Source organism: Marinagarivorans sp. (genome assembly GCF_982758155.1).
Genome location: NZ_CEXWTU010000001.1, coordinates 1 through 25,827, shown reverse-complemented (window position 1 = coordinate 25,827; position 25,827 = coordinate 1). Strand labels below are relative to the sequence as shown.

Genomic DNA, 25,827 nt, shown 5'->3' with positions numbered 1-25,827 from the left:
TTTCAGACAACCAAGCAGAAGCATTGCCCATTCTAGAGGTGTCAGCAAACAAACCCGACGACACGCCACCACCAGAGGGGAAGAAGTCATTTTTATTTGTGTAGTATTCAGGCTTATCAGTAAACAAACTCCAAGGCATGACACCAACAGATGTCCCCCCCCAACGACCAGCATTAGCACCATAAAGTACCGCTCCAACATTTTGACCCGTCGATGTTACTGATGCATCATCAAAAGCAGGGTTAGAAATATTAGCATCTACATATCGAGTAGTTGGCCCCCACAATTGGTTGTCAGATATGCCATCGCCATCGATATCACCCAAATTGTGGCCGTCAGGAATACAAGCACCTACACCTTGAACTGATCCATCAAGGGGGAGGCTTCCACAGCTTAGGTCAACTTGATAATGACCTTCAGTAAAATCAACTTCACTATTAGCATGGCGAAAACCAAACTTGATATTTTTTACGTCACCAAACTCAAGGTCGTAAGTTGCATTTGCAGTAAGAGTTAACGAATCGTTAGTAGAGCGGTCACCATAGGCCCAGTTCGATTTATAAAGAAGGCTGCCAGGATTATTCAATGATGCAACAGCTTTAGGACTCAATGCCCAACTCGGCGTACCGGAAGAGTTTTGCGACATGGAAATATAACGATCACCGGCCATCGCTTCAATAGCAGGATCAACATTCACTGGTGAATTGACCCAGCCAGGGCCAGCGCCATCTATATGCTGAACACCATAAGGCTGGTAGCGACCGTCAGCAAATGCTGCATTTTTCTCAAGGTCAGAGCTCGCAAATGATAAACCACCATCGAACGCCCACTTATCAACATCAACTTTAAAGCCAAGTTTGAAATTGTCTGTTGATATATCTGTAATATCGCGGAAAGAATTGTTCTCGCCAGATGTAGAGAAGCTACCACTGGTTACAACACCATTGCCATCTATGCCATAAGGCATATCTGTGAGCAGAGCGCCGCCATCAGTATTTAAAGTGTACTTCATTGAGTACGAGCTATCATCGATATTGAGTGATGTATGAAACCAATCGAAAGTAAATTCGCTGTTGTCAGTTGGTGCCCACGCCAATGCTAATGACGCACCAATACGCTCACGCTCAAACGATTTATCAGTTTCGTATTGCATACCTGGCAAAACATAGTCTTCGCCACCAGGGGTAGTTTGGAAGCCAAAACTGTTGCGGTTAAGGTTTTGGGCCTCATCTACTTGTACAGTTTTTTGTGCCGCACTAAGAGAAAAAATAGCACCGAAATTATCCCAACTATTACCAACAACAAGGGTAGCATTTGGTTTGAAGTCCGAAGATTCAGCACCAATATCACCTTTAATGCTAGCGACAATTACAGGTTCTTTTAGCGTTAAAGGGCTGCGCGTTTTAAGGTTAACAATACCGCCAACTGCACCTTCAACATCAGAAGCGCGAGCTGTTTTAATAACTTCAACGCCACCCAAAAGCTCTGAAGGAACACCTTCGAGTGAACCGTCAAATTCGGTACGTCCTTCGCCCGCCTGGTAATATTCCAAACCACTAATAAATGCATCGCCATTCAAAAGCGTGAGGTTATTACCTAGGCCACGAATACGTACTTTTGTACCTTCACCGCCAGCGCGATCGATCTGCACGCCAGGCACGCGCTGTAACGAGTCAGCCACGTTCTGATCAGGCATTTTACCAATGTCATCAGCCGTAATAGCTTCAACAATTTGGCTTGAGCTACGCTTGATCTCGACAGATCGCTCTAAAGCGCTTCGAATACCTGTTACAAGCACTTCCTCTACAGGGGCGCTATCATCGGCAATAGCTGAGTAACTCACACTTCCTAGCGCAGCAATACTGGCAGCAAGAACTTTTTTCTTAAACATTTGACGAGGACTTCCCATAGGACTCTCCATTGGTGGTTGATGTAATTATCAATACCGTTCATTTTTTAATTTGAATAGAACGGTTTTTTTTAAACTAATAACATGGCTTACGCCAACATCATTGATCAAAAAACAACCCAGAAAAACAACCTGTACAAAAAGTGTTCAGGCAATATCCCTAGCATTGGTTAGAAACCTTAAGCGAACGCCTAGGTACATCGTAAAGCGTTTTTATTAGATTTATTATGTAGTTCTGTATAGACCATTAACTATGGTTACTCTACAAAATTCGCCACACTTTAGTACATTCATTGATGTTACACAACGAAAGAAAAGGTAAATGTTGCAATGATATTGGTTATATTTGATTTTTTGCCACCCAGCATGCTCTCTTGAAAAGCATGATTTTCAACCAACAGCATTTAGCGATTATTTTTTGATCTGCAGGCGCCTTGTTTAATAAAGCTGAGTAGCCTAATCTCTTTGCAGGCCTTTAAATGAGGGAGAGCAGTATGCAATGCCTGTTTCCAGAAATTCGAACGAACCAAACCTATTCATTACAAGTTGACGACACTCATACCTTGCATATCGAGGAAAGTGGCGATCCTCAGGGGATACCTGTTCTTTTTATACACGGAGGCCCAGGCGCTGGCACCAGCTCTTTCGATCGTCGCTTCTTTGATCCTGAGAAATACCGGATCATACTGTTTGACCAGCGCGGCGCAGGGCAATCCAAGCCGCATGCAAGCCTTAACGACAACACATCGGGCCATCTTGTGGCTGACATAGAACAGATTCGAAAATTCCTGAAGGTCGAGCAATGGTTGCTGTTCGGCGGATCATGGGGGTCGACCTTGGCACTTCTCTATGCCCAAGCCCATTCAGAACAAGTACTGGGGATGATATTGCGCGGCATCTTTTTATGCCGCGACCAAGATTTGGAGTGGTTTTACCAAAGCGGGGCCGACCGCATATTCCCCGACTACTGGGAGGACTACTCAAGCCCCATCCCAAAAGCCGAACGCGGCGAGATGATTCAGGCATACTACAAACGACTCACTGGCGCCAACGAACTAGCCAAAATGGGAGCCGCCAAAGCTTGGTCACAATGGGAGGGCCGATGTGCAACACTGCGCCCAAACCCGGATGTTGTTCATCAATTTTGTGAACCGCACATGGCCGTGTCACTGGCACGCACAGAAGCGCACTACTTTGTGAATAAGGCGTTTTTAGAGCCCAATCAAATTATTCGTGACGCCAACAAGTTAGCGGATATTCCGGGGATTATTATTCACGGCCGCTACGATATGGTTTGCCCGCTCGATGGCGCAACCACTTTACACAAAGCATGGCCTAAGGCGGAATTACACATCATACGGGATGCTGGCCACTCCTCTCACGAGCCATCCATTTGCGACGCCCTAGTTAAGGCTACGAATGAGATGGCAGAGCAACTCGCTGGAGAAGGTGACCTACAGGGTTAATTTTCCTCGGGGAGATTAACCGGCATAGGCACCGGCACAGTCACCGGCATTTCAGGATAAGGCTCGACTTCACCACCAGAGCTGCCGTCCTGCGCGGGCAACAACCAATCTCGCATTACGCCCTCTAACTCGCCAACGCCATCACCATTGCTGGCCGAAAATAACTGAACACTGACCAGATCAGTTAGATTTTCGGCTGACAAATACTTAGCAACCTCAAACAATGATTTCTTCGCGGCACCACGCTTAAGCTTGTCTGACTTGGTTAGAAGAATATGCACAGGCATGCCCATTTCCGCAGCCCAACCCAACATCATCATGTCAAAGTCACGTAATGGATGCCTAATATCCATTAAAAGCACCAAGCCCATTAAGCTTTTGCGTTTTTGCAAATACTCAGACAAATGCCTTTGCCACTCGTTTTTCTTGGCCAGGGGGACCTTCGCATAGCCGTAGCCAGGTAAATCGACCAGCCGCAATGTTGCAGTACCTAAGCTAAAAAAGTTTAATAGCTGTGTACGGCCGGGTGTTTTACTGGTTCGGGCCAGTTTGCCATTGTCCGTTAAACGGTTGATGGCGCTGGATTTACCCGCATTAGAGCGCCCAGCAAAGGCGACTTCAGCACCCTCTTCAGAAGGGCATTGAGCAAAAGTTTGAGCGCTGATCAGATATTCAGCTCTACGAAAATTAATAGCTACAGACATGGTGTCCACAAAAGGTGAGTTCTATCGAAGGGGTGTATATAATGCCACTGCAAAGCGCTGAGGGCCATCAAAGCCCGCCATTTAACTCACAATTCACTTTTTTGATTTAACGCAGCACTATAATCGAGCTGCTATGGTAAACAGTGCAACTGTTCTATAACACTAAACGACTGTAAAACTTAACCTACGGACCTAACCCTCGGAATAAGCATGAACAAACTCTTCAGCCCCATGGTTGTTGCGCTTAGCGTAACACTTAGCTCAACCTTGGCACCTTTAGCGAATGCCGGTGGTGACGCCGCAAAAGGTCAAGCACTCACCGCCGTTTGTGCCGCATGCCACGGGCAAGACGGCAACAGTGCGATGGCAACCTTCCCCAAACTAGCAGGGTTGGGCGAAAAGTATTTACTGAAACAACTGCAAGAAATCAAAAGCGGTGTTCGCCCCGTCGTTGAAATGACCGGCTTACTGACTAACCTCAGCGATCAAGACCTTGCCGACATTGCCGCCTACTACGACAGCAAAGCCACCCAACTTTCAGGCTCAAAGGAACTGAAAGTACTGGTAAACTCAGGCGAAGAAGTTGATGCACTTGCTCTTGGCACCAAGCTCTTCCGAGCAGGAAACAAAGAAGCCGGTATCCCTGCATGCACAGGCTGCCATTCTCCGCGCGGTCAAGGTAACTCGCCAGCAGGCTACCCTCGCCTTAGCGGACAACATTCAGATTACGTCGCCAAGCAATTAAAAGCCTTTAGGGCTGGCGAGCGAACGAATGACGGCGACGCCAAGATAATGCGCAGCATTGCTGAACGCATGACTGACTCTGAAATTACAGCTATTGCAAATTTTGTAGCAGGCTTACACTAATTGAGCACCACTGGGGGCTAGCTTAACTGTTAAGCCCTCAGTCATCTCAACTGCATTAGACTTAGCCACACACCGAGATAAACCCGCATGCGAGTTATTGAGGGAAATCTCATAACTTGCAAGGGAACTTTTCCTATAGGGAAAGGTTCAAATCGCGACGTTTAATACTAAATAAAACAATTAAGGGGAAAACCCATGCGTATTGCAGCACTTATTCTTGGCCTAGCACTACCACTGTTTGCTTGTGCAGAAGAAACAGCGGCTCCAGCTAAACCAGCCAAAACTTTTGAAGAAGGCACGCACTACAGTGTTATTGCCGGCGCAACCAAGCCAACAAAATCAAGCAAAGTTAATGTCACTGAAGTTTTTTGGTACGGCTGCGGCCACTGCTACAAGTTTGAAGATTTAGTTAGGCCTTGGTCTAAAAAGGCACCTGACTACGTAAACTTCACTCAATCGCCCGCCATGTGGAAGCAACGCCGCCCGGGCTCACCGCAAGACATGATGTGGACACACGCCAAGCTTTATTATGCAGCCAAGGCAGTACAAGGCCTCGACAAGCTTCACGAAGCCTTCTTTGATGCTATGCATAAAGAGCGCAAAACACTGTTAGATGATGCCGAAATTGCCAGCGTGGTAGACAAAGCAGGCTTCGACGGCAAAAATTTTGTTGGCGTAATGAACTCCTTCGCTGTTGCAGGACAAGTTAAACAAGCGGACGATCGCCAGAAACAATACAAAATTTCTAGCACCCCTGAAATCGTTGTCGCAGATTACTATCGAGTAAGCGCAACAAAAGCCGGCGGACAAAAAGAAATGCTAGAAGTTGTCGACTTTCTTGTTGAGAAACTCCGCAAGTAATTGATACCCAACCCAAAAAAAAACCCGCGTTAGCGGGTTTTTTTATAGCTGTAATACAGGCTCAGCGGTGATTTATTGCACAAGCCACACCCCGCCAGCTGGCCGCCTCTCGCTCATTGCTACCCCGTCAACTTCAAGCGCACAATGAAATCTCGGTGCCTCGTAAGTTGGATCAATACCATTTTCAAATACAACCCAAGTAAAGCTCTAATAAAAAACTGCCCTCCACGTAACCAGCGGGGGGTTACCAGCAATACCCCAAGCTATTATGAATACGTTAAACTCTTGTAAACACGTTAAAGTCTATATAAATATGCTGAATTCGAACCGTTTTAGCACGCCATTCAACTAGCTTCACCACCCCTTTAGGCAAACAAAGGACAGCAACTACTACTACACTCAATTTAGAGAACCGCATCACCGCCAAGCCAATATCGAAACCCCTCGCGAGGCGTTACACTGATCACCCAATTATTCAGCAAGAGGCTTCACGTGGCAGACCGCATGCTCGACCTGCGAAACATATTGACCGATCTACAGCAAAGCGGTCGTATTGATATGGAAGCAATGAACCACTTACTGGGCACCAGTCGAACGCCCGAACAAACATCAATGCACCCTGTAAGTTATGTTGCGAGCCAAGCCCTAGACGACCTCACACGGCCAGGCAAAAAACTGGACGAGATGGCCATTACCGCCTGGCTTGCAGACACCAGTAATCTGCAAGTTTTTCACATCGATCCAATGAAACTGCAAGTCGCAGAACTCGCCGGCGTAATGAGCTACCAATTTGCCAAGCGGCATGATTTATTGTGCGTCAAAATAAATGCAGACGAGTTAACCGTTGCCGTAGGCCAACCTTTTGTAGATGGCTGGGTTGAGCAATTGATGCAAACCAGCCAGCGTCGCATCAAGCGTGTTCTATCGCTCCCTTCCGATATCGCACGCTATCGCGTCGAATTTTACTCCCTAGCAAAGTCCATTAGCGGCGCAAAGGGCGGAAGCAAAGCTGCCAGTAATGTCACCAACTTCGAGCAACTGCTCGAGCTGGGAAGCATGAAAGACCCAGAAGCCAACGACCAGCACATTGTCAACATTGTGGACTGGCTACTTCAATACGCTTTTGACCAACGCGCTAGTGATATTCATATCGAGCCGCGTCGCGAAGTCGCTCGCATGCGCTTTCGTATCGATGGGGTTTTACATCAAATTTACGAATTCCCCGCTAACGTTGCCACCGCCATCACCAGCCGTATTAAAATTTTAGGCAGGATGAATGTCGCTGAAAAACGAAAGCCACAAGATGGGCGCATTAAAACAAAAACACCCGACGGCACCGAGGCCGAATTGCGTCTATCAACCCTACCCACCGCCTTTGGCGAAAAATTGGTCATGCGGATTTTTGACCCCGACGTACTCTTGCGTAGCTTTGACGACCTAGGCCTGGGTGGCGATGACTTTCAGCGCTGGAAAGATATGATCGACCATCCCCACGGCATTGTATTAGTCACCGGGCCAACGGGGTCTGGAAAAACAACCACCCTCTATTCCACCCTCAAAACATTGGCTACCGACGAAGTTAACGTCAGCACCATTGAAGACCCCATCGAGATGGTCGAGGAAGCGTTCAACCAGACACAAGTGCAGCATAATATCGGGCTAGATTTTGCCGCCGGCATTCGCACACTGATGCGACAAGACCCCGACATTATTATGGTTGGTGAAATTCGCGACCTCGAGACCGCGCAAATGGCCGTTCAAGCCTCACTAACGGGCCACCTAGTACTAAGTACTTTACACACCAATGATTCGCCCACATCCATTTCTCGCTTACTCGACCTAGGGATTCCATCCTACCTCTTAAAATCCAGCATTTTAGGTATTATGGCCCAACGCTTGGTGCGCACCCTCTGCCCCGAATGCAAAGAGCCCGATGCAATATCCCAAGAAGATTGGGACTTACTCGTCAAACCCTGGAAAGTCGCTAAACCCCAAAAGATTTTTAAGGCGGCGGGTTGTTTGGAATGTCGTAACACCGGCTATATCGGCCGACAAGGCCTCTACGAAATACTCAGAATGAGCGAGGGCTTAGGCAATATCATTACGGAAACTACCGACCTCAATGAACTACGCCAACAAGCCATGCGTGAAGGCATGCGAACACTGCGTTTATCCGGCGCACAAAAAATCGCAAAGGGCGTAACAACATTAGAAGAAGTACTTCGCGTTGCACCACCCGTGCAGAAATATACCTAATTCCGCTTCAACACGTTATTTAAGGCAGCAAGAATGAGTTCAGTAGTATCGCTTCAAAAAAAATTGCCCCGCAAAATTAAACACTGGGAAAAAGAAATATTAGAAGCTTTAACAGCTGCGACACTACTAAAACGGGAGCGCTACTTTGGTACATTCGTGAGTAAAGACGATCCTTCAGAACTTGCACGCGACAGAGATGCATTTACGGCACTCGGTGTAATGCATGCCTTTATGTTTCGTAATATCAGCAACAAAACAGATATGCTAGAAACACGGCTTGCAGTCTACCGGCATATATTTAATGAGCTACAAGAAGACCTCATTAACCATCCCGGAGAAATGTTTGTGAGCGCGTATCTCTACACTCATGTTGTTTTAAATATCATCAGCAAGAAAAAATACATCGAAATCATGGATTTATTCACCGAGCTCTATGCTAAACAGCTTAAATGGAATAGCGATGAATACATTGATGCATTCAGTGAATAGGGGTTAACCCTATTACCGCGTTAGTAAGCAACAACGAAAAGGGGGCAAGAAAGTGATTAGTGGTATTCTCGACAAGCTTATTTTCAGTGCTGTACTGCTCGCTTTTTTTCAACTCCCCCTGCTTGCAGATCACTACAAACAATATCTATCAGGCTATTACGACGCCACAAAAGAAGAAGTTGATGCAATCCACCTACTTGCACAACAAAATAGCTACGCCGACGTTTATGCGCTCATTACGGCCCACCAAGGAAGTAATCTCGCATCGGTTAGGCAGGACGCCAAAAACAAAGAGGCCCTCATCAATCGCTTTAATTCACTCAAAATTGGCATGAATATTTTTAATGACGAGCCCTTATGGAGAAAAACATATTACATGCTACATCCATCCCGCCACGAAACACTGCAGCGGGTGATAGCACACTTTGAACCTGGTATTCCTCTCTCGCCACGGTATTTACTACTCTGCGCATTGGCGGCTTTAGTTTTTAACTTGGCAATGGCCAGCCCCGTAAAAATTATACGTCGCGTCAAATTAAGGCGACGCCTTAAAAAGTCAGCCAGCAAACCGCTATAAAACAGATTAGCCCACATAAAATAGCAATTATTCAGCCCCCTACGCATGCATTAACACCGCGATGGCGCGTAAAGCAACATTCTTTACTTCGTCGCCGTTAAATGCAATAGTGCGCATGACTCAAAAATATTGCCACCATACAGCCCATGACACTCAAAACCCTCCGCCTTAGCGCTATAGTGCTAACACTGCTTATTCTGGCGGTGTATCCATTTGTGCCCGACAAAAAAATGGTACTTTACCCCTTACCCAGCACAATGTTTAACATATATAGCGATAAGTGGGATGGAGGAAATAGCACCACAGTATGGAAAGATTCCAAACGCCTAACCGCTGAATGCCTCTTACAAGACGGAGTGATCTATCCCTTTTGCGGCCTCACTGTAAAATTTTTCAATCACCCCAAAACTCCACAAGCCTCAAACAACCAAGACGATAACACTGGAATTACCGGAATCAACTTAAGCCAATATGATGGTCTACTGCTGGAGTTCGATTACACCGGTCAAGCAGAACGCATACGCTTTGCACTGCGCAATGTAGAGTTCGAACTCAAAAATAATAAAGAACTACGTAAAGCTAAACAAGCGGAAGCCTATATAGAAAAAGAAGAATTTAACGCCCCCATATTTATTGATTTTTCGCTGCTTAACATCTCTGACTGGTGGGTCACCGAGAATAAAATTCGCCGTGAGCACACTCGACCAGCCTTCGATAACGTCATGGAAATGATGCTACATATTCCCCATACCGCATCAAGAGGCGTTCATACCATTACCCCTAAACGCATCATGGCTAGCGGAAAATGGATTGCAGCCAAAGATCTTTATCGCAGCATTATAATATTTTGGATTATTTTTATAATCGCCGAAGCCATTACCCACGCCCTGAAGATGCGACGCGAAAAAGATTATGCCTCGAACTCTTTGCGCCTACTTAATTATGAGTATGAGTCACTAAAAACATCCGCCCAAATAGATCCCCTAACCCAAACGCTTAATAGGCGGGGCATTGAAACATTTGCTTATACGTTATTAAATTCCGAAACGCTAACTCATTATTGGATATGCTTATTCGACATCGATAACTTCAACGCCATAGCCGATCAATACGGACATCAAGCCTGTGATCACATCCTAAAAGATGCTATCACGCTGATTAAAAGTCATTTATCGGAAGATGAAGAAATTGGGCGCTGGGGGAACGAGCAGTTTTTATTATTCAGCACCGGTGGCACAAGGCAAGATATCTTTTCACTCTGCGAGCAACTTAGAAAAACTTTCAACATTCATACCTTCCGCGCCGAAGGGAAACCCCTTCCATCACTAACCCTGAGTTTTGGCGTTAGCCGTATGGACATGCATAACAATTTTGAACACAGTTTCAAAAAATCTGACAGAGCTTTAACAAGCGCCAAAGAAAATGGCAGCAATCAAGTTGCCCTAGCCAGCTACTAAGTTACGAAGAACCAAAAATGAAAAAAAGCTCCAGCAAGGAGCCTTTCAGCTTATACTTTTCTTGAACCAACAATGTGTAACCCAAAAACATCCGCTGAAAATATTCGGCAAATCCCCTTAAGGTAAAGTTTAAAATCTTGTACATGTTTTTTATTGGTCATTTTTTCTAATTCTGCCCGGTTATCATTCAAGTTTTTAAGCCAGTATTCCGAGATCGTCTTTTTATAATCGGAAATGGGGATATCCAATATCTCCTTGAGCTGAAAATCATTATCATCAATCAAATTTAACTCATCAGTTAATGTTCGATAATTACCGGTGTAAGCGTAAACCTTATTAATATGCTGGCTCAGCTTATCAATAGCATGCTTGTGCTTAGAATGCGTAAAGTGTAATTCCTTATTAACCATCATACCCCCTGGCTTCAGGAGTTGATGCGCTTTTTGGAAGAAGCCACCCAAATCATTAAAGTGCACAACAACTTCATCACTGTAGACACAATCAAACTGTTCCATCGCACGCAAATTTTTCCAATGAATAACCTCAAAGGTCGCTTTAACATTGTGCTTTTTGGCCCGCGCCTCAGCGATGGGTATAGCCATTGGCGATATGGTAATGCCATGCCCCTCTACACCGTATTTTTTACACAGATACACTAACGGGCCGCCCCAGCCGCACCCCACATCAAGTATACGCATGCCTTTTTTAAGACCCATCATACGCGCAAACTCATCAAGCTTTTTCTCTTGCGCCTGCGTTAAAGTAAAGCCCTCTTCCCACATTGAGCATGAATAGTTATTCCACTCCCCCCCTGTCACTATTCGAAAGAATTCAGGCTCTACTTCATAGTGATAGGCAATACGGTTAATTTCCTCATCCAAACTATATTGTTGATAAAGATCCCTTGCTTCGACAGGTGCTTTTTCTAGAATATCCACTAAGCAACTTTGCATAACTAACCCCTTTTCATTAATAATTATTGGTTTTATTTGTTTATTAATTAGAATTAATCCGCGCCGCAATAAGGCAATGACTCGGATGGCATTACAGAAAGGTTCATAATTTTTTTAAACTCCTTTTTAGTCGGTATATAAAATGTGCTGTGCATCTTTACAACAACGCGCCCCTTACTATTAAATATTTTTCCTTCCACGCGAACGAAACGCCAAAACTTTCGTACAACCGTGGCTTTAGCCGTAATTTCTGTATCCACTTTTATACGGCCTAGCCATTGTGTTTTACTGGTCAGTGTCACCGCAAAAGTTCTGTAGCGATCAAACACTGAATACGCTAATAACTCGTCGAGAATGGCAAAACTAACGCCACCATGAAGTGTTTCGGGATACCCCTCAAAAGCACGCCCAACTTGCCAGCAACACGACACACCACCTTTTTTGTCGTGATGTATTTTTAGCTTTAAACCATTACTGTTGTTACCTGAAGTTACAAAGCCATTAAAGACGCTGGATTTCACACCGGGCGGAATTAATTCTTCCCCTAATTCGGGAGGCTCAATTCGGTCACGTAATTTAGAAGGAAAGGACTGTTTAATGAGGCGCTCAACCAATATGGCAAGCATTGAGAAATCTGGAAAATGACTTACTAGCTTCATGTCACAATACCTCGTAGGTAGCTTATGGCCTCTTGCCGAGCGTCGCTCGAAAATAGTTGAGTTTACCTCTTCTATTTTCACTGCCGAGCAACACGATTCCATTCATTAAAAATGCTAATGACACTTAAACTATTAGTAATAAAATTTGGCGCGCGCAATTTTTATTACTGTTTTTTTTGTATTTAGACAAAAAGCCGGCATATTTTTTGTGTTAATGACACCAAAATCCCCATATGAAGGTATTGAACGCCACGCGCGGTTTAAAATGAACAAAAAAAATGGCGCATGGATACCTTTACCATGCGCCACAAGAAGGGTGTAATGTCGACTTTAAATTTAGGTAAGCGATTCAACCTGTTTAATTAATCCATTCAACTCAGGGATGCAAGACCCACAATTGGTGCCGCACTTTAATGCTTCACCCAACGCTTGCGTACTTCTACAACCGGCCACAATGGCTTCTTTAATCGTATTCTCACCAATTTGATAACACGAACAAATAATGGCACCTTCGTCTGCTCCACCGTTACCCTCGTTCCCAGCTAGAATTGCATAACGGGTAACATTATCTAATTCGCTACCCAACTGCTTATCCAACCAACGGCCTTCTTGCGGCATAGATTTCCCCGCTTCAGCATTAAAGACAACCACCAACTTATTATTACTGTAGCCTGCCGCACGATAGTATTTTTGCTCGCTATCGGTTAGCTCTTGCCAATCCGTAATTTCAGGAAACTGTTGTTTTAACCAACCCGAATATTCAACAGATTGCAGATCGGCTAAACGATAACGGTAGCCGATGTCGCTAGTCATTTTTGTCCAGTAATCACACGCGGGCTGAAAATCTTTAGTGGTCACCAGAAAGCCGGCCCACACAGTTGCATGGGGTTTAATTTTAACGGGGCTGTGTTTGAATTCCGGCTGACCGCATATGGGATCGACAAAAGGGTTCACTAATGCATCCGCACGCGAACTGGCAGCATATTTATTGTTCCAGTGCATGGGCACAAAAACTTCGCCGACTCGCTGCGCCGCATTAATTTTCACCCGGCCTAAATAACGCGAACCACGGTTAGATAGCTCAACGATTTCATTTTCCGCCAAGGTAAAACGCTTAGCGTCATCAGGGTGAACATCGACATAAGGCTCTTCCGTATGGCTTAATAAGTTAGCCGCGGTGCCTGTGCGCGACATGGTATGCCATTGATCGCGAATCCGGCCCGTATTCATGATCACTTCATCAACCTTAGGCGGCTGCACTGGCAAGCGAGCCGTAATGGCAATAAATTTTGCCTTAGTTGATGGCGTAAAAAAATAACCGTCGGCAAATAAACGTTTTGTGCCTTTCGGCTGCTCCACTGTTACAGGCCACTGAATAGGCTCCATTGTATCGAAGGCATCATTACTGATATTCGCCATTGCCGATATATCAAATGCGCGTGAACGTTGATTATCCAATGCCGATAGCGCTGCATGCTCACGAAAAATATCAGCTTGGTGCTCGTAATTAAAACCTTCTTCAAAGCCCATCTTACGCGCAAACATCGCTAGAATATCCCAGTCGTGTTTGGCTTCACCTGGTGGTGGCAAAAAACCTTTTTGCAATGAAATACAGCGCTCTGAATTCGTCACTGTGCCGTGCTTTTCACTCCAACCGGTTGCTGGTAATAAAACATCCGCCGTTTTGGCGGTATCGGTATCAGCGATCACTTCGCTCACCATGACCAACTCACACTTTTCAAGCGCGCGCTTAACGAAATCTGCATCTGGCATACTCACCACCGGATTAGTCGCCATAATCCAAATTGCTTTAATTTTCCCCTCGTCCACAGCCTTAAACATATCGACCGCTTTTAGGCCTTCTCTTTGTGCCATATTGGGCGCCTGCCAAAAGTTGGCCACTCGATCAATATTTTCCTGGCTATCAAAACCCATATGCGCCGCGAGTTGATTCGCTAACCCGCCCACTTCTCTTCCGCCCATTGCATTCGGTTGGCCAGTAATCGAAAAAGGACAGGCGCCTTCCTTACCAATTTTACCGGTGGCTAAATGGCAATTAATAATGGCATTACCCTTATCCACCCCCGATGAAGATTGATTAACACCTTGCGAAAATACAGTCACGACTTTTTCGTTCTGCGCAAACAGCGAGAACACCTGCTCAATTAAAGGCGCTGCCACATCACACACTTGCGCCACCGCCTGCACACTGCCGCTTTGGGTATGGGCAATATCAATCGCCGCCTCAAAACCTTCGGTGTATTGCTCGATATATTCCTTATCTAAATGATCGTTACTCGCTAAATAACTGAGCAAGCCATTAAAAAAGTAAGCATCACTGCCTGGCGCTAAAGGAATATGAATATCGGCAATATCGCATGTGGCTGTGCGGCGGGGGTCGAGCACCACAACTTTCATATGCGGGCGCTCTTGCTTAGCTTTAACAATACGCTGAAAAGTGACTGGGTGAGCAAAAGCCGCATTCGAACCGACTAAAATTAAAACATCGGTTTTTTCTAGATCTTCATAACAACCCGGCACCGCATCATTACCAAACGCACGCTTGTGCGCAACTACCGCGCTGGCCATGCATAAACGGCTATTAGTATCGACATTGGCCGTGCCAATAAACCCCTTAATGAGCTTATTCGCAATATAGTAGTCTTCGGTTAATAGCTGGCCACTTAAATAAAACGCAACCGCATCAGGGCCGTGCTCCGCAATAATGTCGTTAAACTTATTCGCACTGTAATCCAATGCCTCATCCCAACTCACATCCTTGCCGTGTAAGCGAGGCTTTAATAATCGGTCGGGCGAGTATTGGGTTTGGTGTAATGAAGAGCCTTTAACACAAAGCCGCCCCAAATTCGCCGGATGATCTTCGCGGCCTTTAACTGCAACCAAGGTATTATTTTCAACCGTGGCTGTCACACCGCAACCCACACCACAGTAACAACACGTTGTTTCATGTGTTTGCTGTGGCTCGGCTGAATTTACGGTGGCAATGAGTGACGACATAAACAGTCCTGATCAAACTTTATTTAGCCACAAAAATGCAGCTTTAAATTAAATAGATTAACGATGAAACACGACAGTGAAAAACTAAGCAGCAACCACTTCAGAGGTCGCTTCCGCTTGAGGTACTTCGCTACAGAAGGCGCGCCCCATTAACAACTGCGGCAACGCTTGGGCCACCGCGACACCATGCTCCATAAGCTCGAAAAAATACTGTCCATCGCGAACATCGCCAAAAAATACAATGCCCACAATACGATTGTTTTTCAGTAGGAGCTTGCGGTAAATATTACGCGCAGTATCGCTATAAACCACTTCGCGATGCTCGTTGGTGGTTAACCATTCGCCGGCAGAAAAAACCTGTACGCCAGAAACTTTTAGCTTTGTCGCAACCGGCATATTTTCATACGCGGTACTTACATTCAAAGCAAGCCGGTCGGCCAAGCTAATGCAGTGCTGCCAAATCGGCTCCACCAAACCAAAAGTCTCACCATTATGCTCGGTACATTCGCCTATCGCGCTAATCGCTGGATCACTGGTGGCAAGATAATCGTTAACCTCTATACCTCGACGACCCTTAAGGCCAGCCTCAAAACCCAGCTCAGCATTTGGCGTAATGCCTGTCGCTATTACAGCGATATCGCACGGTAGCGTTTCTCCACCCGTCAGTGTTGCGCTCTCGACTCGGCGGCTACCATTAAAAGAAACAACTTCCGCACTCAAGCGAAAGCGCACCCCTTTATGGGCCATCACTTTTGCCAACAGCGCACCAGAATCGCCATCTAACTGACGATTCAGCAACCAACCACTGCGGTGAATTAAAGTGACATCAATTCCCCTAACAGCCATGCCATAAGCCGCCTCTAAACCGAGCAAACCACCGCCGACAACAATCGCATGCTTGGCGGTTTCTCCTAACGCCAGAATGGTATCAACATCATCTAAGGTGCGAAAAGCCATCACCCCCGTAATGTCTTGGTTTTTAGCGGGAATGCGCGCTGGCCGCGAGCCAGTTGCCATAATAAGGTGATCGTACGACACCTGCTCGCCATTATCGCAGTCCACCGTTTTTTGCTGACGATTGATCCGTAAAACGCGCACACCAGCCAGAAAGCGCATACCGTTATCAGCATACCAAGCCGCCGGCTTTTGAATAATACTCAACGCGGTAGACTCGCCCGATAATACCGGGGACAACATAATGCGGTTATAACTGCCGTGGGGCTCGTCACCAATAACAGTAATCGCAAAACGCTGCGGATCGCGAGCCATCAGCTCATCCACCATTCGGCCCGCCGCCATGCCGTTACCCACAATAAGGAGTTGTTGTTTTGTCGACGTTTGTTGATCGTGATTCATAGTTATGCCAGGTTAATTCGGGCGCACAACGCCCTTCAAAGTCGGGTTTGGCCTGCGCAAGCCCCGATAAAGGAACTAGCTTGGTGCAAAAAGCACACTATTGGTGCGAAACATTACGTGCGAAGTCCAATACGGGGAGGGAAAACGACCCAACTCGTGCCTCGTCACGCACTAGTATTGGGCTTTAAGCTCAAGACACAGAGGTTTACACGCAGATATGTAGCTAAAGCAAGAAGTGGGCCGGCGACAGGCTCCATCTTAAATTGCGAGCCCATGGCGCACCTGACTACCTGCTTGGCACGTTAAATAACACCAAGGGATGACGCGCCTACAGCACCCAAGCTATATTCCCTGCTCACACTTTTAATATGGCTTACGCCCAGCCTATTTATTGCTTCAGCTCTTGCTGCAACCACTGCTAAAGCTTTTACTACAACTATCGCTACAACTATTGCTACGGGAAATGCCATGAGCTCTTCTATCGCCACCGAGATCGCGCCGCTTAAACAGCAATTGCAATCGGTTTACCTTGGCCACGAAAGTGTTATCAACCAACTGCTTGTGGCGCTCTTGTGTTCCGGCCATGTATTGCTAGAAGATGTGCCGGGCTTAGGTAAAACAACGTTGGCCAAAGCCCTCGCCAAAAGCTTATCCCTTAGCTTTAAACGCATCCAATGTACGCCCGACTTAATGCCCAGCGATGTGCTCGGCGGCAATATTTATCAGCCCAACACCCAAGACTTTAAATTTTTACCTGGCCCCGTCTTCACCAACCTTTTATTAGTTGATGAGATCAACCGCGCGTCACCGCGAACGCAATCTGCTTTTTTAGAAGCGATGGCCGAGGGCAATGTCACTATCGACCGCAAGACCGCCGCGTTACCTAAGCCATTTATGGTCGTAGCCACCCAAAACCCCATTGAATTTGCCGGTACTTTTCCACTACCCGAAGCCCAACTAGACCGCTTTTTTATGCGCTTACATTTGGGTTACCCCAGCACAGAGCAAGCACTTACTATCCTGCAGAGCCATCAACAGCAGGAGCCTATTGAAAACATTCAAGCCTTGGTCAGCAAAGAGCAGTTGGTGATGTGGCAACAAAACTGTTTGAAGGTTACGCTGAATAACGAGGTTCAGCGCTATATTGTTACTCTTGTAGAAGCCACCCGCGAACACAAAGATATTCGCCTTGGCGCCAGCCCCCGTGCAGCCATTGCCTTAATGCAGGCCGCCCGCGCGCAGGCTTACCTTGGTGGGCAAGAGTTTGTCACGCCAGAGCATGTGCAGGCTGTTGCGCCCGCCATCCTCAACCACCGTTTAATCACCCGCGGCCAACAAAGTACCAGCCAAACCGACACCTTGGTCGCCAACCTTTTAAAGACCGTTGCCGTACCCGGCGTCGCCAAAAGCGAAAGCGATGACAGCAAGCCCAATGCCGCACAGTAAAACGAGCAATAATTTGGCCATTCCCGAACTCTGGCAACAGCGGTTTTACCGTATTGTTCAAGTGCGATTCGTCGTGTGGGTGCTGTTATTTACGCTGTGCTTTATTGCATGGAATCGCGGCCTGGCGCTGCTGTACGGCATAGTGGCCATGCTACTCGCTACATTCACGCTATCGGCCGTTGTTCCGTGGGTTTATCTCGCCCGCGTTCGCGCACGCTTTTTAACGATTGCTCCCGTTCATGCGGGCAACGACCAAACCATTGCGCTTCACCTTCAAGCCCTTAAGCCGGTATACGGAATAACCCTGCGGTTGCCACAAGACACGACAGAGGAAGACGACCAGCCCCTTAGTGCCCATATCAGCGGCATTCACCCTAAGGGCAAGGCCGCACACGTAACTTACCGCGTGCCCACAACCCAGCGCGGGCACACCCAACTCGGTCACATCGAAGCGCACTGCGCCTATCCGTTTGGGCTATTTCTTTTTCGCAAAAAGCTCACTACGCCTACCGCCGAACGCACGATCTACCCTAGGCTCATCAATATTCGCACGCTGCCTACTCGCTGGCTTAACGGTGCCAACCAGTGCGACGACCACCCCAAGCAGCAACACCATGGTGATGATCTTTTTTTAGGTTTGCGCGACTACCGTTATGGCGATAATTACCGGCGTATCGATTGGCGTGCCAGCGCCCGAAGCGGTGATATTAAAGTGCGTGAATACGAGCAGCTTGAGCAACCCAGCTTGCTACTCATTATCAATAATACCGACGCCCTGAATGTCGGCGACGGCGAGCGCAATGCCCTAGAGCACAGCTTAATACTTGCGGCATCACTAGCCGATTACGCCCTGCGCCAAGGTTTTCATACCGTCTATGCCGGCGCATGCCAGGGCCGGATTGCAAGCAGCCACCAATTAACAGACTTCTACCAACAACTGGCCGAAGTGACATCGCAACCGCAAAAAACGGAGTACTACCAGCAGCAAGTGGAGCAAGCGCTGGCGGAATACTCACGTACCAGCATTGCGATTAGCTTTAGCTTAGAAACCATTACCAGCAGCCCGCCCCAGCATCAAAAGCATTGGCAATGTGTTTTCGATAGTCAAAGTTATTTAAAACCATTAATGCGCGCACGCGCACAAGCGGTAACGCTACAAGGTAATCAGGTGATCATTCCCATTCGCGCCAGCGATAATTTAGAGCGGTTATTCAATGACAACCACTGAGGAAGCCGACAATCAACAGCCCCCATTAACCACCAGCCTAAAGTTACTTTGCAGCGCCTGTGTTTCTATAGGCTTAGCGGGTTTTTTGTGGCTGCACTATAGCGAACTTGGGCTAGCGCTAAGCTTGTGCACGGCAGGTTTAATGTGGTTTACCCTAAGCGCCGCGCCTAGCACCTTAGAGCAACGCCACAAAATTGCCGAAGGCATCGCCGGCGCCGGTATTGCCGTATTTTTGGGGCTACTGTTCAGTACAGATTTAATCACCGGCCTTATGGCATTACTGGTGGTAGCCCAGCTTGCAATGAATGTACGCGCCGATCACAACAACCGTATATACAGCGCTATTTTGATTGGTTTTGTTTGCCTATTAGCCGGCGCTGCCGATGCGAAAACAGGCCACTATTTATTGTTTATGGCCGGCTTTGGTTTGGCGGCCGCATTTACCCTAAAAACGATTTATCTCACGCTCACCAAAAGCCCTTCACAGCAAAACGTGCAATGCACTAGCAGCGCCCTGCCGCCATTCAAACACAACGCCCAATTAGCCAGTGCAACCCTAGCCTTAGGCTTAATAATCTACTTATTAATGCCGCGTTTTCCGGCGGGCAATATTGGCGCGCACGCTGGTGGGTCGGACCATTTTTACGAAAATGCCAGCTGGGAACAAGAGGCCGATAAACCACCCAGCGATGACGATAAAACCGAGCCAGCCGAGCCACAAAACAATAATGAAGACAACGCCGAAGCCAGCAAACCTAAGCAACCCATTGCCGATGACAGCTATCAATACGATGGTTTTGACGAAAGCTTTTCGGTGCAGAACCCCGATAGCCAATCCTCACGTTTAAGTAACGCGATAGTCGCACGGGTTAAAAGCGACGTACCGCTGTACTTAAAAGCCCGCGTCTTCGACCAGTTTGACGGCGAGCGCTGGTCGCAATCAAAACAACAGCTACACAAAAAACGCCTTAAACGTGGCCATTTTGAAGCCGAACTATCCACCCTAGCCGCTTCGAATGCCGCGCAGCACATGACGGTCGATTACCAAGTCCATATCGAACGCACTATGCGCAGTAATATCCCCTTTGCCGAGCAACTCACCGAACTCGACTTCCCCGCCACCGTTATCGCCCACGATGCCTTTGGCCAATGGTTTGCGCCTGGGCCTTTGCAGGCTGGCACGGTATATGGTGCGCAAGCACAGCTCATTATGGTCGATGGCCGATTGTTCAGTGAATTAACCGCCAAAACCCAAGGCGTTACCGCAGCCAACCCAGAAACCCAAAAGCTATTAGACGAAAACCAACGGCAAGCCCAACAGCAGCGGCTAGCCAACCTCGGCCACTACCTAACACTTCCTGCGAACCTTGATCCACGAATCTATGTACTCGCACGCGATAACGCAAAAATACCGACCAATGCTGGCAAGCAACAGCATCAACATGACCAGCATCAACAACAGCAACAAGCTATCGCCCTAGAAACGCTTCTGCGTACCCAATACGACTACGATTTTGAATCTATATTTAACTCGCAAAACTACACTCCCCTCGCCAGCTTTTTATTCGAAACGCGCAAAGGCCACTGCGAGTACTTTGCCAGCGCACTGACCATTATGCTACGCACCTTAGGCATACCGGCACGGGTAGTTACCGGTTTGCTCGCGCACAACCAAAACCCATTAACCGGCTATTACGAAGTTCGCGCATTAGATGGTCATGCTTGGGTAGAAGCCTACGTAGACGATCGCGGATGGATGCTATTAGAGCCCACCGCCTACTACCCCATGCCCACCACACCCGAACACAATAGCGGTGTAACCGCCGAAAAAATTCAGCAATACATTCGCGAACTTGAGCGTATAGAACAAGAAACCGGTGGCGACCAAACATTCAGCTTGGCCGGTATGATGCGCTCGGCTTGGTATAGCCTCACGCTAATAGTGACCGTAGCGCTAGCCGCTGTAAAAGTTGTGGTATTCACATTGTGGTGGCTTTGGTTAGCCTTGGCCGTAATCGCTATCATTGGCTATCGTTTATGGCACAAACATGGCGGCACCGTACAAAACCGCTACTGGCTTTATCGCTTAGATAAAGGCCCCGCATTATCCATCAAACAACAACTGCATTGGCTGCACAAAGCCCTCAACAACCGAGCCGAGCACCCCGAGCCGGGCTTAACGATCGAGCGCTTTACCGCATTGGTGGGCCGTAGTTATTTATCCAGCGAACAACGCCAACAGGTAGCCGCACTGTTCAACCAATACCACTACAGTCACACCCCCTTAAACCGTGAGCAACTCCAGCAACTGCAACAGCTATTAGACAAACTGCTACGCCAGACACTATCAGCCAAAACTTAAGAGACGAGGCATACCCCGTAGCAGGGAACCAGCCCGCTAATCACAATTTGTGACCCGCGCCAGCACAACTGAAGCCGTAAATCGGCTAGAATAAGGCATACCTTGAAAGGATTGTGAATATGTACGACCCCACTGGAAATGGCCGACTTAAGTGCTTAATAACTGTTACCGAGCAATACTTCAAAATAGCCATGCTCGGCTTTTGCATTGCCGGCTTTGCCGCTTGCGACGGAAATAGCATTAATAGCAGCGCAGCAGAGCAAAATAGCACCTCCCCTACCCTTAACAATGATCAAGCCGTTGCCCTGTCGAAAGTGGCGCTGTCTACCTTTCCCCAGCTACCGATTGATATTAATCAGCAAACAGCGCTATATGCTAATGCAGGGCAAACCGAGCTCGCTTTAACCAGCAACGCTGATCTGCAACTCCAATCCTTCGATCCCTCGGCTGATAATGCAGGGCAGCCGTTTACACTTGAAGACGACAGTCCATGGACGACAGACTCTGACCTACAACTCCTAACGACCGCTGCCCCTGTAGCTCCGACAATTCAAAATTGCTCCACCAGCGGTCTAGTCAATATTCAACGTGAACCCACACAGCTTCGCGATAACGATACAAATTCTGCGATCGAAACCGCTATCTCACTGGAATTCATTGATTGCACTAATGGTAACCATACCGACCTTGTTACACAGGGCGGCGCTTTCGCGATAACCACTAGCTTAGAAGTCGACAAAGAAACATCGGATGCTAGCGCAGACCTACTCGCAAATTTTGACGATTACAGTAATACTCGAATTTCCGATACGGTCACCTCAACTTACTGGGTAGATGGCGAATTTGGCATAACGGCACTCAGTAATGCAGAGAAAACCCACAGCACCACAATGTTTGCCGCACACGGTACGATCAATAATCCCGATGCCTCCCCCCTCTCTAGCATTAAATACGACGGTTTTAGCTTAGTCTTTGAGCTCACAGACCAGCAACAACTGACCTATATTGCGGGCAGTATTGACGCGACAAAGGGTGGTGAACGATTTAACTACACCCTCTCAACAATCGAACCGATGGGGACTGTTAACGGCATCGTGCAGGGCAGTTTTTTACTGGAATCTGGCGGCAGCAAACTTTTTATCGATCGCATTAATACCGAGGAAGTGACCCTATCGGCCGATTACGATGATGACGGCAGTATTGATTACTCAACCGTTATCGCATTGCCGCTCGAAAACTTCACCACAGCGCAAAATCTCTTCAGCTTACCGTATTAATCCAGCGTAAGAAAAACAGACCTCAACACACGCCGGCTCAACGCACAGGCGTGTGTAGTGCGCAGAACAGTGAATAATTGTAACTATTCAGCCATGCTCAAATAGGCCGGCAAATTGACCATTTTCTGGGCCGCTCATGCCATCCATGGGCGCTATGCAAGCGTTCCCGACGCTTGAATGCCCAGAAAACAATCAATTCGCCTTTTAGGTGGGCATTATTTCTAACCCACCTGAACAGTTACGAATAATTTAGTAATAATCACACGTTAACATTGACCATCGCAGAGCCCTTGATAATCTAGCGCCCTGAAATTACCACCGATATAAAGTGTTAAAAAATGACTTCCTCACCGCAGCAAAACCCACCGCCCCTCAGGCAATACACCCTTAAAGTGGGTTGGCGCTCGGCCATCACCACTAGCCCGCTTAACCTGCCACCCAAAAGTGACACGGTCGAAAAACAAGAAACAACCCCCTTCAATCCCGTGTTAATACCGGCAAAAAAGGCCAGTCCTAAAAAAAATCGTCGCAAGCTTAATTGGCTTTTCGGCGCTATCGCAGGCGTTATTATTTTAATGGCTTTACTCGCGATTACACCGCTGCTATTCCCCGCCCAAAAGCCATCTGCAGTCGCGACAATTATGTTGGCACAAGGTGACTTTTACCGAAATAAGCACCCAAGCCATAGCGCAGCCACACTTTACCAAGGCGATACCTTTAACACCGCCGATAATAGCCAAGCCAATATCGCATTGAATAACACAGCAACCATCACGCTAGATGAAAACACAGCGTTAACACTGCTCGATCACGGCATACAGCTGCATGCTGGCCGCGTCTATATTGATGCCTCCGCGCAAAACACCTCGGTTACTGTCGTGACCCCTTTTGGCGAAATTACCGATATCGGCACCCAATACGAAGTACGCGTTACCCAACAAGCGCTGCATATCACCATGCGCGAAGGCACAGCAAAAATAACGACACCCACACAAGTCATCTACGCATCAACCTCTGCCGATCTCGGTGATTCACTCACTCTTGATCATACCGGTAACCCCCAAACGCAACATGTCGCCAAAAGCGATGAATATTGGCAATGGACACTCAACACAGAAGCCGATTTCAATCTTTACGACGCCTCTGCCCATGAGTTACTACAATGGGCTTCGCGCATGACAGGCAAAAAAGTGATCTACGCATCAGAAGCACTTGCGCAACAAACCAAACTACGCCACTTCGGTGTTGGCCGCATCAGCAGCAAAAATATTAGCCAAGAACTTCCAGCAATATTGTTAAGCACAGGATTTATCATTGAAGAGCATCGAAGGGCATTTATGGTGGGCGGGCAACTGGATTATTAAGCGGTACACTTAAATATTGGATAAAGGAAAAATTTTAAAATGCCTATATTATTGAGAATAAGCCATGAAAACTAAAATTTTACTCTATTCACTATCGATCACCCTGCTGTTTATATTTGGAGCATTTGGCCGTGGCCTCTGGCATCCCGTTTATGCGAAAACAGTGGGGCAACGTACTGTTTCAGATATTGAAAACCGATACGGTGAACAATCAAGAGCCCGTATCGCCTCTAACTTCAAACAAGCAGGCATTCAATACCCTCCTCAAAAAATCACCTTTTTAGCCAGTAAAGATACAGATTTGTTAGAAGTTTGGGCTTCGAATGGAACGCAATGGGCTCCGATAAAAACATACGATATAAAAGCCGCGAGCGGGAAGTTGGGACCTAAATTAAGAGAGGGAGATAGGCAAGTACCGGAAGGAATTTACAAAATTATTGGACTCAACCCCAATAGCGCTTACCACCTTTCCATGAAAATCAATTACCCCAACAAATTCGACCTAAAGTGGGCAAGCAAAGAAAACCGAACAGAGCCCGGGTCGAATATATTTATCCACGGCAACGCCGTTTCAATTGGATGCTTGGCCATGGGTAATAGCGCCATTGAAGAGCTGTTCATTGTAAGTAACGATGTAGGTATCAAAAATATTAACGTAATCATTGCCCCATCAGACCCCAGAATTAAAGCACTAGTCCCACCCAAAGGCAGTAAACCCTGGGTACATGAGCTATACCAAAATATTGAAGAAGCCTTTAAACCCTACCAGAAAACATCGGCAAGCTCCGCGAACACCCCATCATAAGTCTTAGGCTAAGCGCAGGAAGAGCTATCCCAAAAAACCTCACACCCCGCGATTGATTTTGCGCCACAGCACACTCTAACCTGCGTATCCCCCTTAAAGGCTGGCTCTAACACCATGTCGATCGTGACTCGCTTATTTAATCGCTCCGCCAATGCTATGCATCAAGCCGATGTATTGCTGGTGAAAGCACTGCTCAAGGGTGATGAGGCGGCTTTTACGCGGTTCTATCAAACCTATTTTAATAAAATGTACCGTTTTTGCCGTGGCCGTGTGGATAACGAAGCCAACTGCCACGACATTGTTCAGCAGAGCCTGACCAATGCCATGCGCTATTTACACACCTACCGTGGCGAGGCATCGCTGCTAACCTGGCTATTCCAGATCACCCGCAACGAGATCGCGCAGTGGCATAAGCAATTTGGCAAGAATGATGCTGTCACAGCCACACTGGACGATAACCCCTCGCTGCTCGCCGCCATAGAAAGCGTGCCCTCAACACTCGATGGGAAAAAACGAGGACAGGCACTCGTTAAATCAGTAAAAGAGCATAAAGAACTCAACCTCTTAAAAAATCCGTTATTTGACTCCCTCAACAATATTATCTAGTGTTAAACCATAAAGTACTGGATAAGCAACCATGACTCAACCGCGCAGCCAATTGGTATCAATAAACGATACCCCTTTTTACAATGTTACAAGCCGTTGTGTTAGACGGAGTTTTTTGTGTGGCTTTGACAAAGTTAACAGTAAAAACTACGAACACCGCCGCGACT

General features: G+C 47.1%; 20 protein-coding genes. 14 read left to right on the top strand and 6 right to left on the bottom strand.

What is annotated here, in order from left to right:
• Nucleotides 1–1,909 (bottom strand): TonB-dependent receptor plug domain-containing protein (locus tag AC3A8L_RS00100; protein WP_487960171.1); only part of this gene is annotated, 1,909 nt, incomplete at its 3' end.
• A 494-nt stretch (nt 1,910–2,403) separates the two neighbouring features.
• Here AC3A8L_RS00100 and pip point away from each other — a divergent pair.
• Entirely contained in the window at nt 2,404–3,375 is a 972-nt protein-coding gene (pip, locus tag AC3A8L_RS00095) for a prolyl aminopeptidase (RefSeq protein WP_487960170.1), read from the top strand.
• Here the strand turns inward: pip and yihA are convergent.
• Nucleotides 3,372–4,079, bottom strand: coding sequence for a ribosome biogenesis GTP-binding protein YihA/YsxC (gene yihA / locus AC3A8L_RS00090; RefSeq protein WP_487960169.1), 708 nt, complete (start codon nt 4,077–4,079; stop codon nt 3,372–3,374). The genes pip and yihA overlap by 4 nt on opposite strands.
• A gap of 210 nt (nt 4,080–4,289) precedes the next feature.
• On the opposite strand from yihA, the gene AC3A8L_RS00085 reads away from it, so the two are divergent.
• From AC3A8L_RS00085 to AC3A8L_RS00060, 6 genes are all read left to right on the top strand, one after another.
• On the top strand, nt 4,290–4,946 hold the full coding sequence (locus AC3A8L_RS00085; protein ID WP_487960168.1) for a c-type cytochrome: 657 nt from the start codon (nt 4,290–4,292) through the stop codon (nt 4,944–4,946).
• Between the two features lie 195 nt (nt 4,947–5,141).
• Nucleotides 5,142–5,807 (top strand): thiol:disulfide interchange protein DsbA/DsbL, encoded by a 666-nt coding sequence (locus AC3A8L_RS00080; protein WP_487960167.1) that lies wholly within the window; start codon nt 5,142–5,144, stop codon nt 5,805–5,807.
• A 504-nt stretch (nt 5,808–6,311) separates the two neighbouring features.
• Nucleotides 6,312–8,063 (top strand): type IV pilus assembly ATPase TfpB, encoded by a 1,752-nt coding sequence (tfpB, locus tag AC3A8L_RS00075; RefSeq protein WP_487960211.1) that lies wholly within the window; start codon nt 6,312–6,314, stop codon nt 8,061–8,063.
• Nucleotides 8,064–8,096: 33 nt separating this feature from the next.
• Nucleotides 8,097–8,552, top strand: coding sequence for a hypothetical protein (locus tag AC3A8L_RS00070; protein ID WP_487960166.1), 456 nt, complete (start codon nt 8,097–8,099; stop codon nt 8,550–8,552).
• A gap of 52 nt (nt 8,553–8,604) precedes the next feature.
• The gene (locus tag AC3A8L_RS00065) at nt 8,605–9,129 is read left to right on the top strand and encodes a DUF2937 family protein (protein ID WP_487960165.1); all 525 of its coding nucleotides are present in this window, start codon (nt 8,605–8,607) and stop codon (nt 9,127–9,129) included.
• A gap of 215 nt (nt 9,130–9,344) precedes the next feature.
• On the top strand, nt 9,345–10,586 hold the full coding sequence (locus AC3A8L_RS00060) for a GGDEF domain-containing protein (RefSeq protein ID WP_487960164.1): 1,242 nt from the start codon (nt 9,345–9,347) through the stop codon (nt 10,584–10,586).
• 50 nt (nt 10,587–10,636) lie between these two features.
• Here AC3A8L_RS00060 and AC3A8L_RS00055 read toward each other — a convergent pair whose 3' ends face one another.
• The 4 genes from AC3A8L_RS00055 to AC3A8L_RS00040 form a co-directional block, all read right to left on the bottom strand.
• Entirely contained in the window at nt 10,637–11,539 is a 903-nt protein-coding gene (locus AC3A8L_RS00055; protein ID WP_487960163.1) for an SAM-dependent methyltransferase, read from the bottom strand.
• A gap of 53 nt (nt 11,540–11,592) precedes the next feature.
• Nucleotides 11,593–12,198 (bottom strand): PaaI family thioesterase, encoded by a 606-nt coding sequence (locus AC3A8L_RS00050; protein ID WP_487960162.1) that lies wholly within the window; start codon nt 12,196–12,198, stop codon nt 11,593–11,595.
• Nucleotides 12,199–12,534: 336 nt separating this feature from the next.
• Nucleotides 12,535–15,216, bottom strand: coding sequence for a nitrate reductase (locus tag AC3A8L_RS00045; RefSeq protein WP_487960161.1), 2,682 nt, complete (start codon nt 15,214–15,216; stop codon nt 12,535–12,537).
• Between the two features lie 84 nt (nt 15,217–15,300).
• Entirely contained in the window at nt 15,301–16,572 is a 1,272-nt protein-coding gene (locus AC3A8L_RS00040) for an NAD(P)/FAD-dependent oxidoreductase (RefSeq protein ID WP_487960160.1), read from the bottom strand.
• Nucleotides 16,573–17,040: 468 nt separating this feature from the next.
• Here AC3A8L_RS00040 and AC3A8L_RS00035 point away from each other — a divergent pair, with 468 nt between their 5' ends.
• The 7 genes from AC3A8L_RS00035 (at nt 17,041) to AC3A8L_RS00005 (ending at nt 25,660) form a co-directional block, all read left to right on the top strand.
• On the top strand, nt 17,041–18,018 hold the full coding sequence (locus tag AC3A8L_RS00035) for an AAA family ATPase (RefSeq protein WP_487960159.1): 978 nt from the start codon (nt 17,041–17,043) through the stop codon (nt 18,016–18,018).
• Nucleotides 17,990–19,246, top strand: a complete 1,257-nt coding sequence (locus tag AC3A8L_RS00030) for a DUF58 domain-containing protein (RefSeq protein WP_487960158.1) — start codon at nt 17,990–17,992, stop codon at nt 19,244–19,246. The genes AC3A8L_RS00035 and AC3A8L_RS00030 overlap by 29 nt, the downstream gene beginning before the upstream one ends.
• A complete protein-coding gene (locus AC3A8L_RS00025) occupies nt 19,233–21,608 on the top strand; it encodes a transglutaminase TgpA family protein (RefSeq protein ID WP_487960157.1) in 2,376 nt (791 codons plus the stop codon). The genes AC3A8L_RS00030 and AC3A8L_RS00025 overlap by 14 nt, the downstream gene beginning before the upstream one ends.
• A 119-nt stretch (nt 21,609–21,727) precedes the next feature.
• On the top strand, nt 21,728–22,885 hold the full coding sequence (locus AC3A8L_RS00020) for a hypothetical protein (protein ID WP_487960156.1): 1,158 nt from the start codon (nt 21,728–21,730) through the stop codon (nt 22,883–22,885).
• A gap of 338 nt (nt 22,886–23,223) precedes the next feature.
• Nucleotides 23,224–24,249 carry a FecR family protein gene (locus tag AC3A8L_RS00015; protein WP_487960155.1) on the top strand — a complete coding sequence of 342 codons (1,026 nt, stop codon included), beginning with the start codon at nt 23,224–23,226 and terminating at the stop codon, nt 24,247–24,249.
• Nucleotides 24,250–24,313: 64 nt separating this feature from the next.
• Nucleotides 24,314–25,054, top strand: coding sequence for a L,D-transpeptidase family protein (locus tag AC3A8L_RS00010; RefSeq protein WP_487960154.1), 741 nt, complete (start codon nt 24,314–24,316; stop codon nt 25,052–25,054).
• Between the two features lie 114 nt (nt 25,055–25,168).
• Nucleotides 25,169–25,660, top strand: coding sequence for an RNA polymerase sigma factor (locus AC3A8L_RS00005; protein ID WP_487960153.1), 492 nt, complete (start codon nt 25,169–25,171; stop codon nt 25,658–25,660).
• The last annotated feature ends 167 nt before the right edge of the window (nt 25,661–25,827 follow it).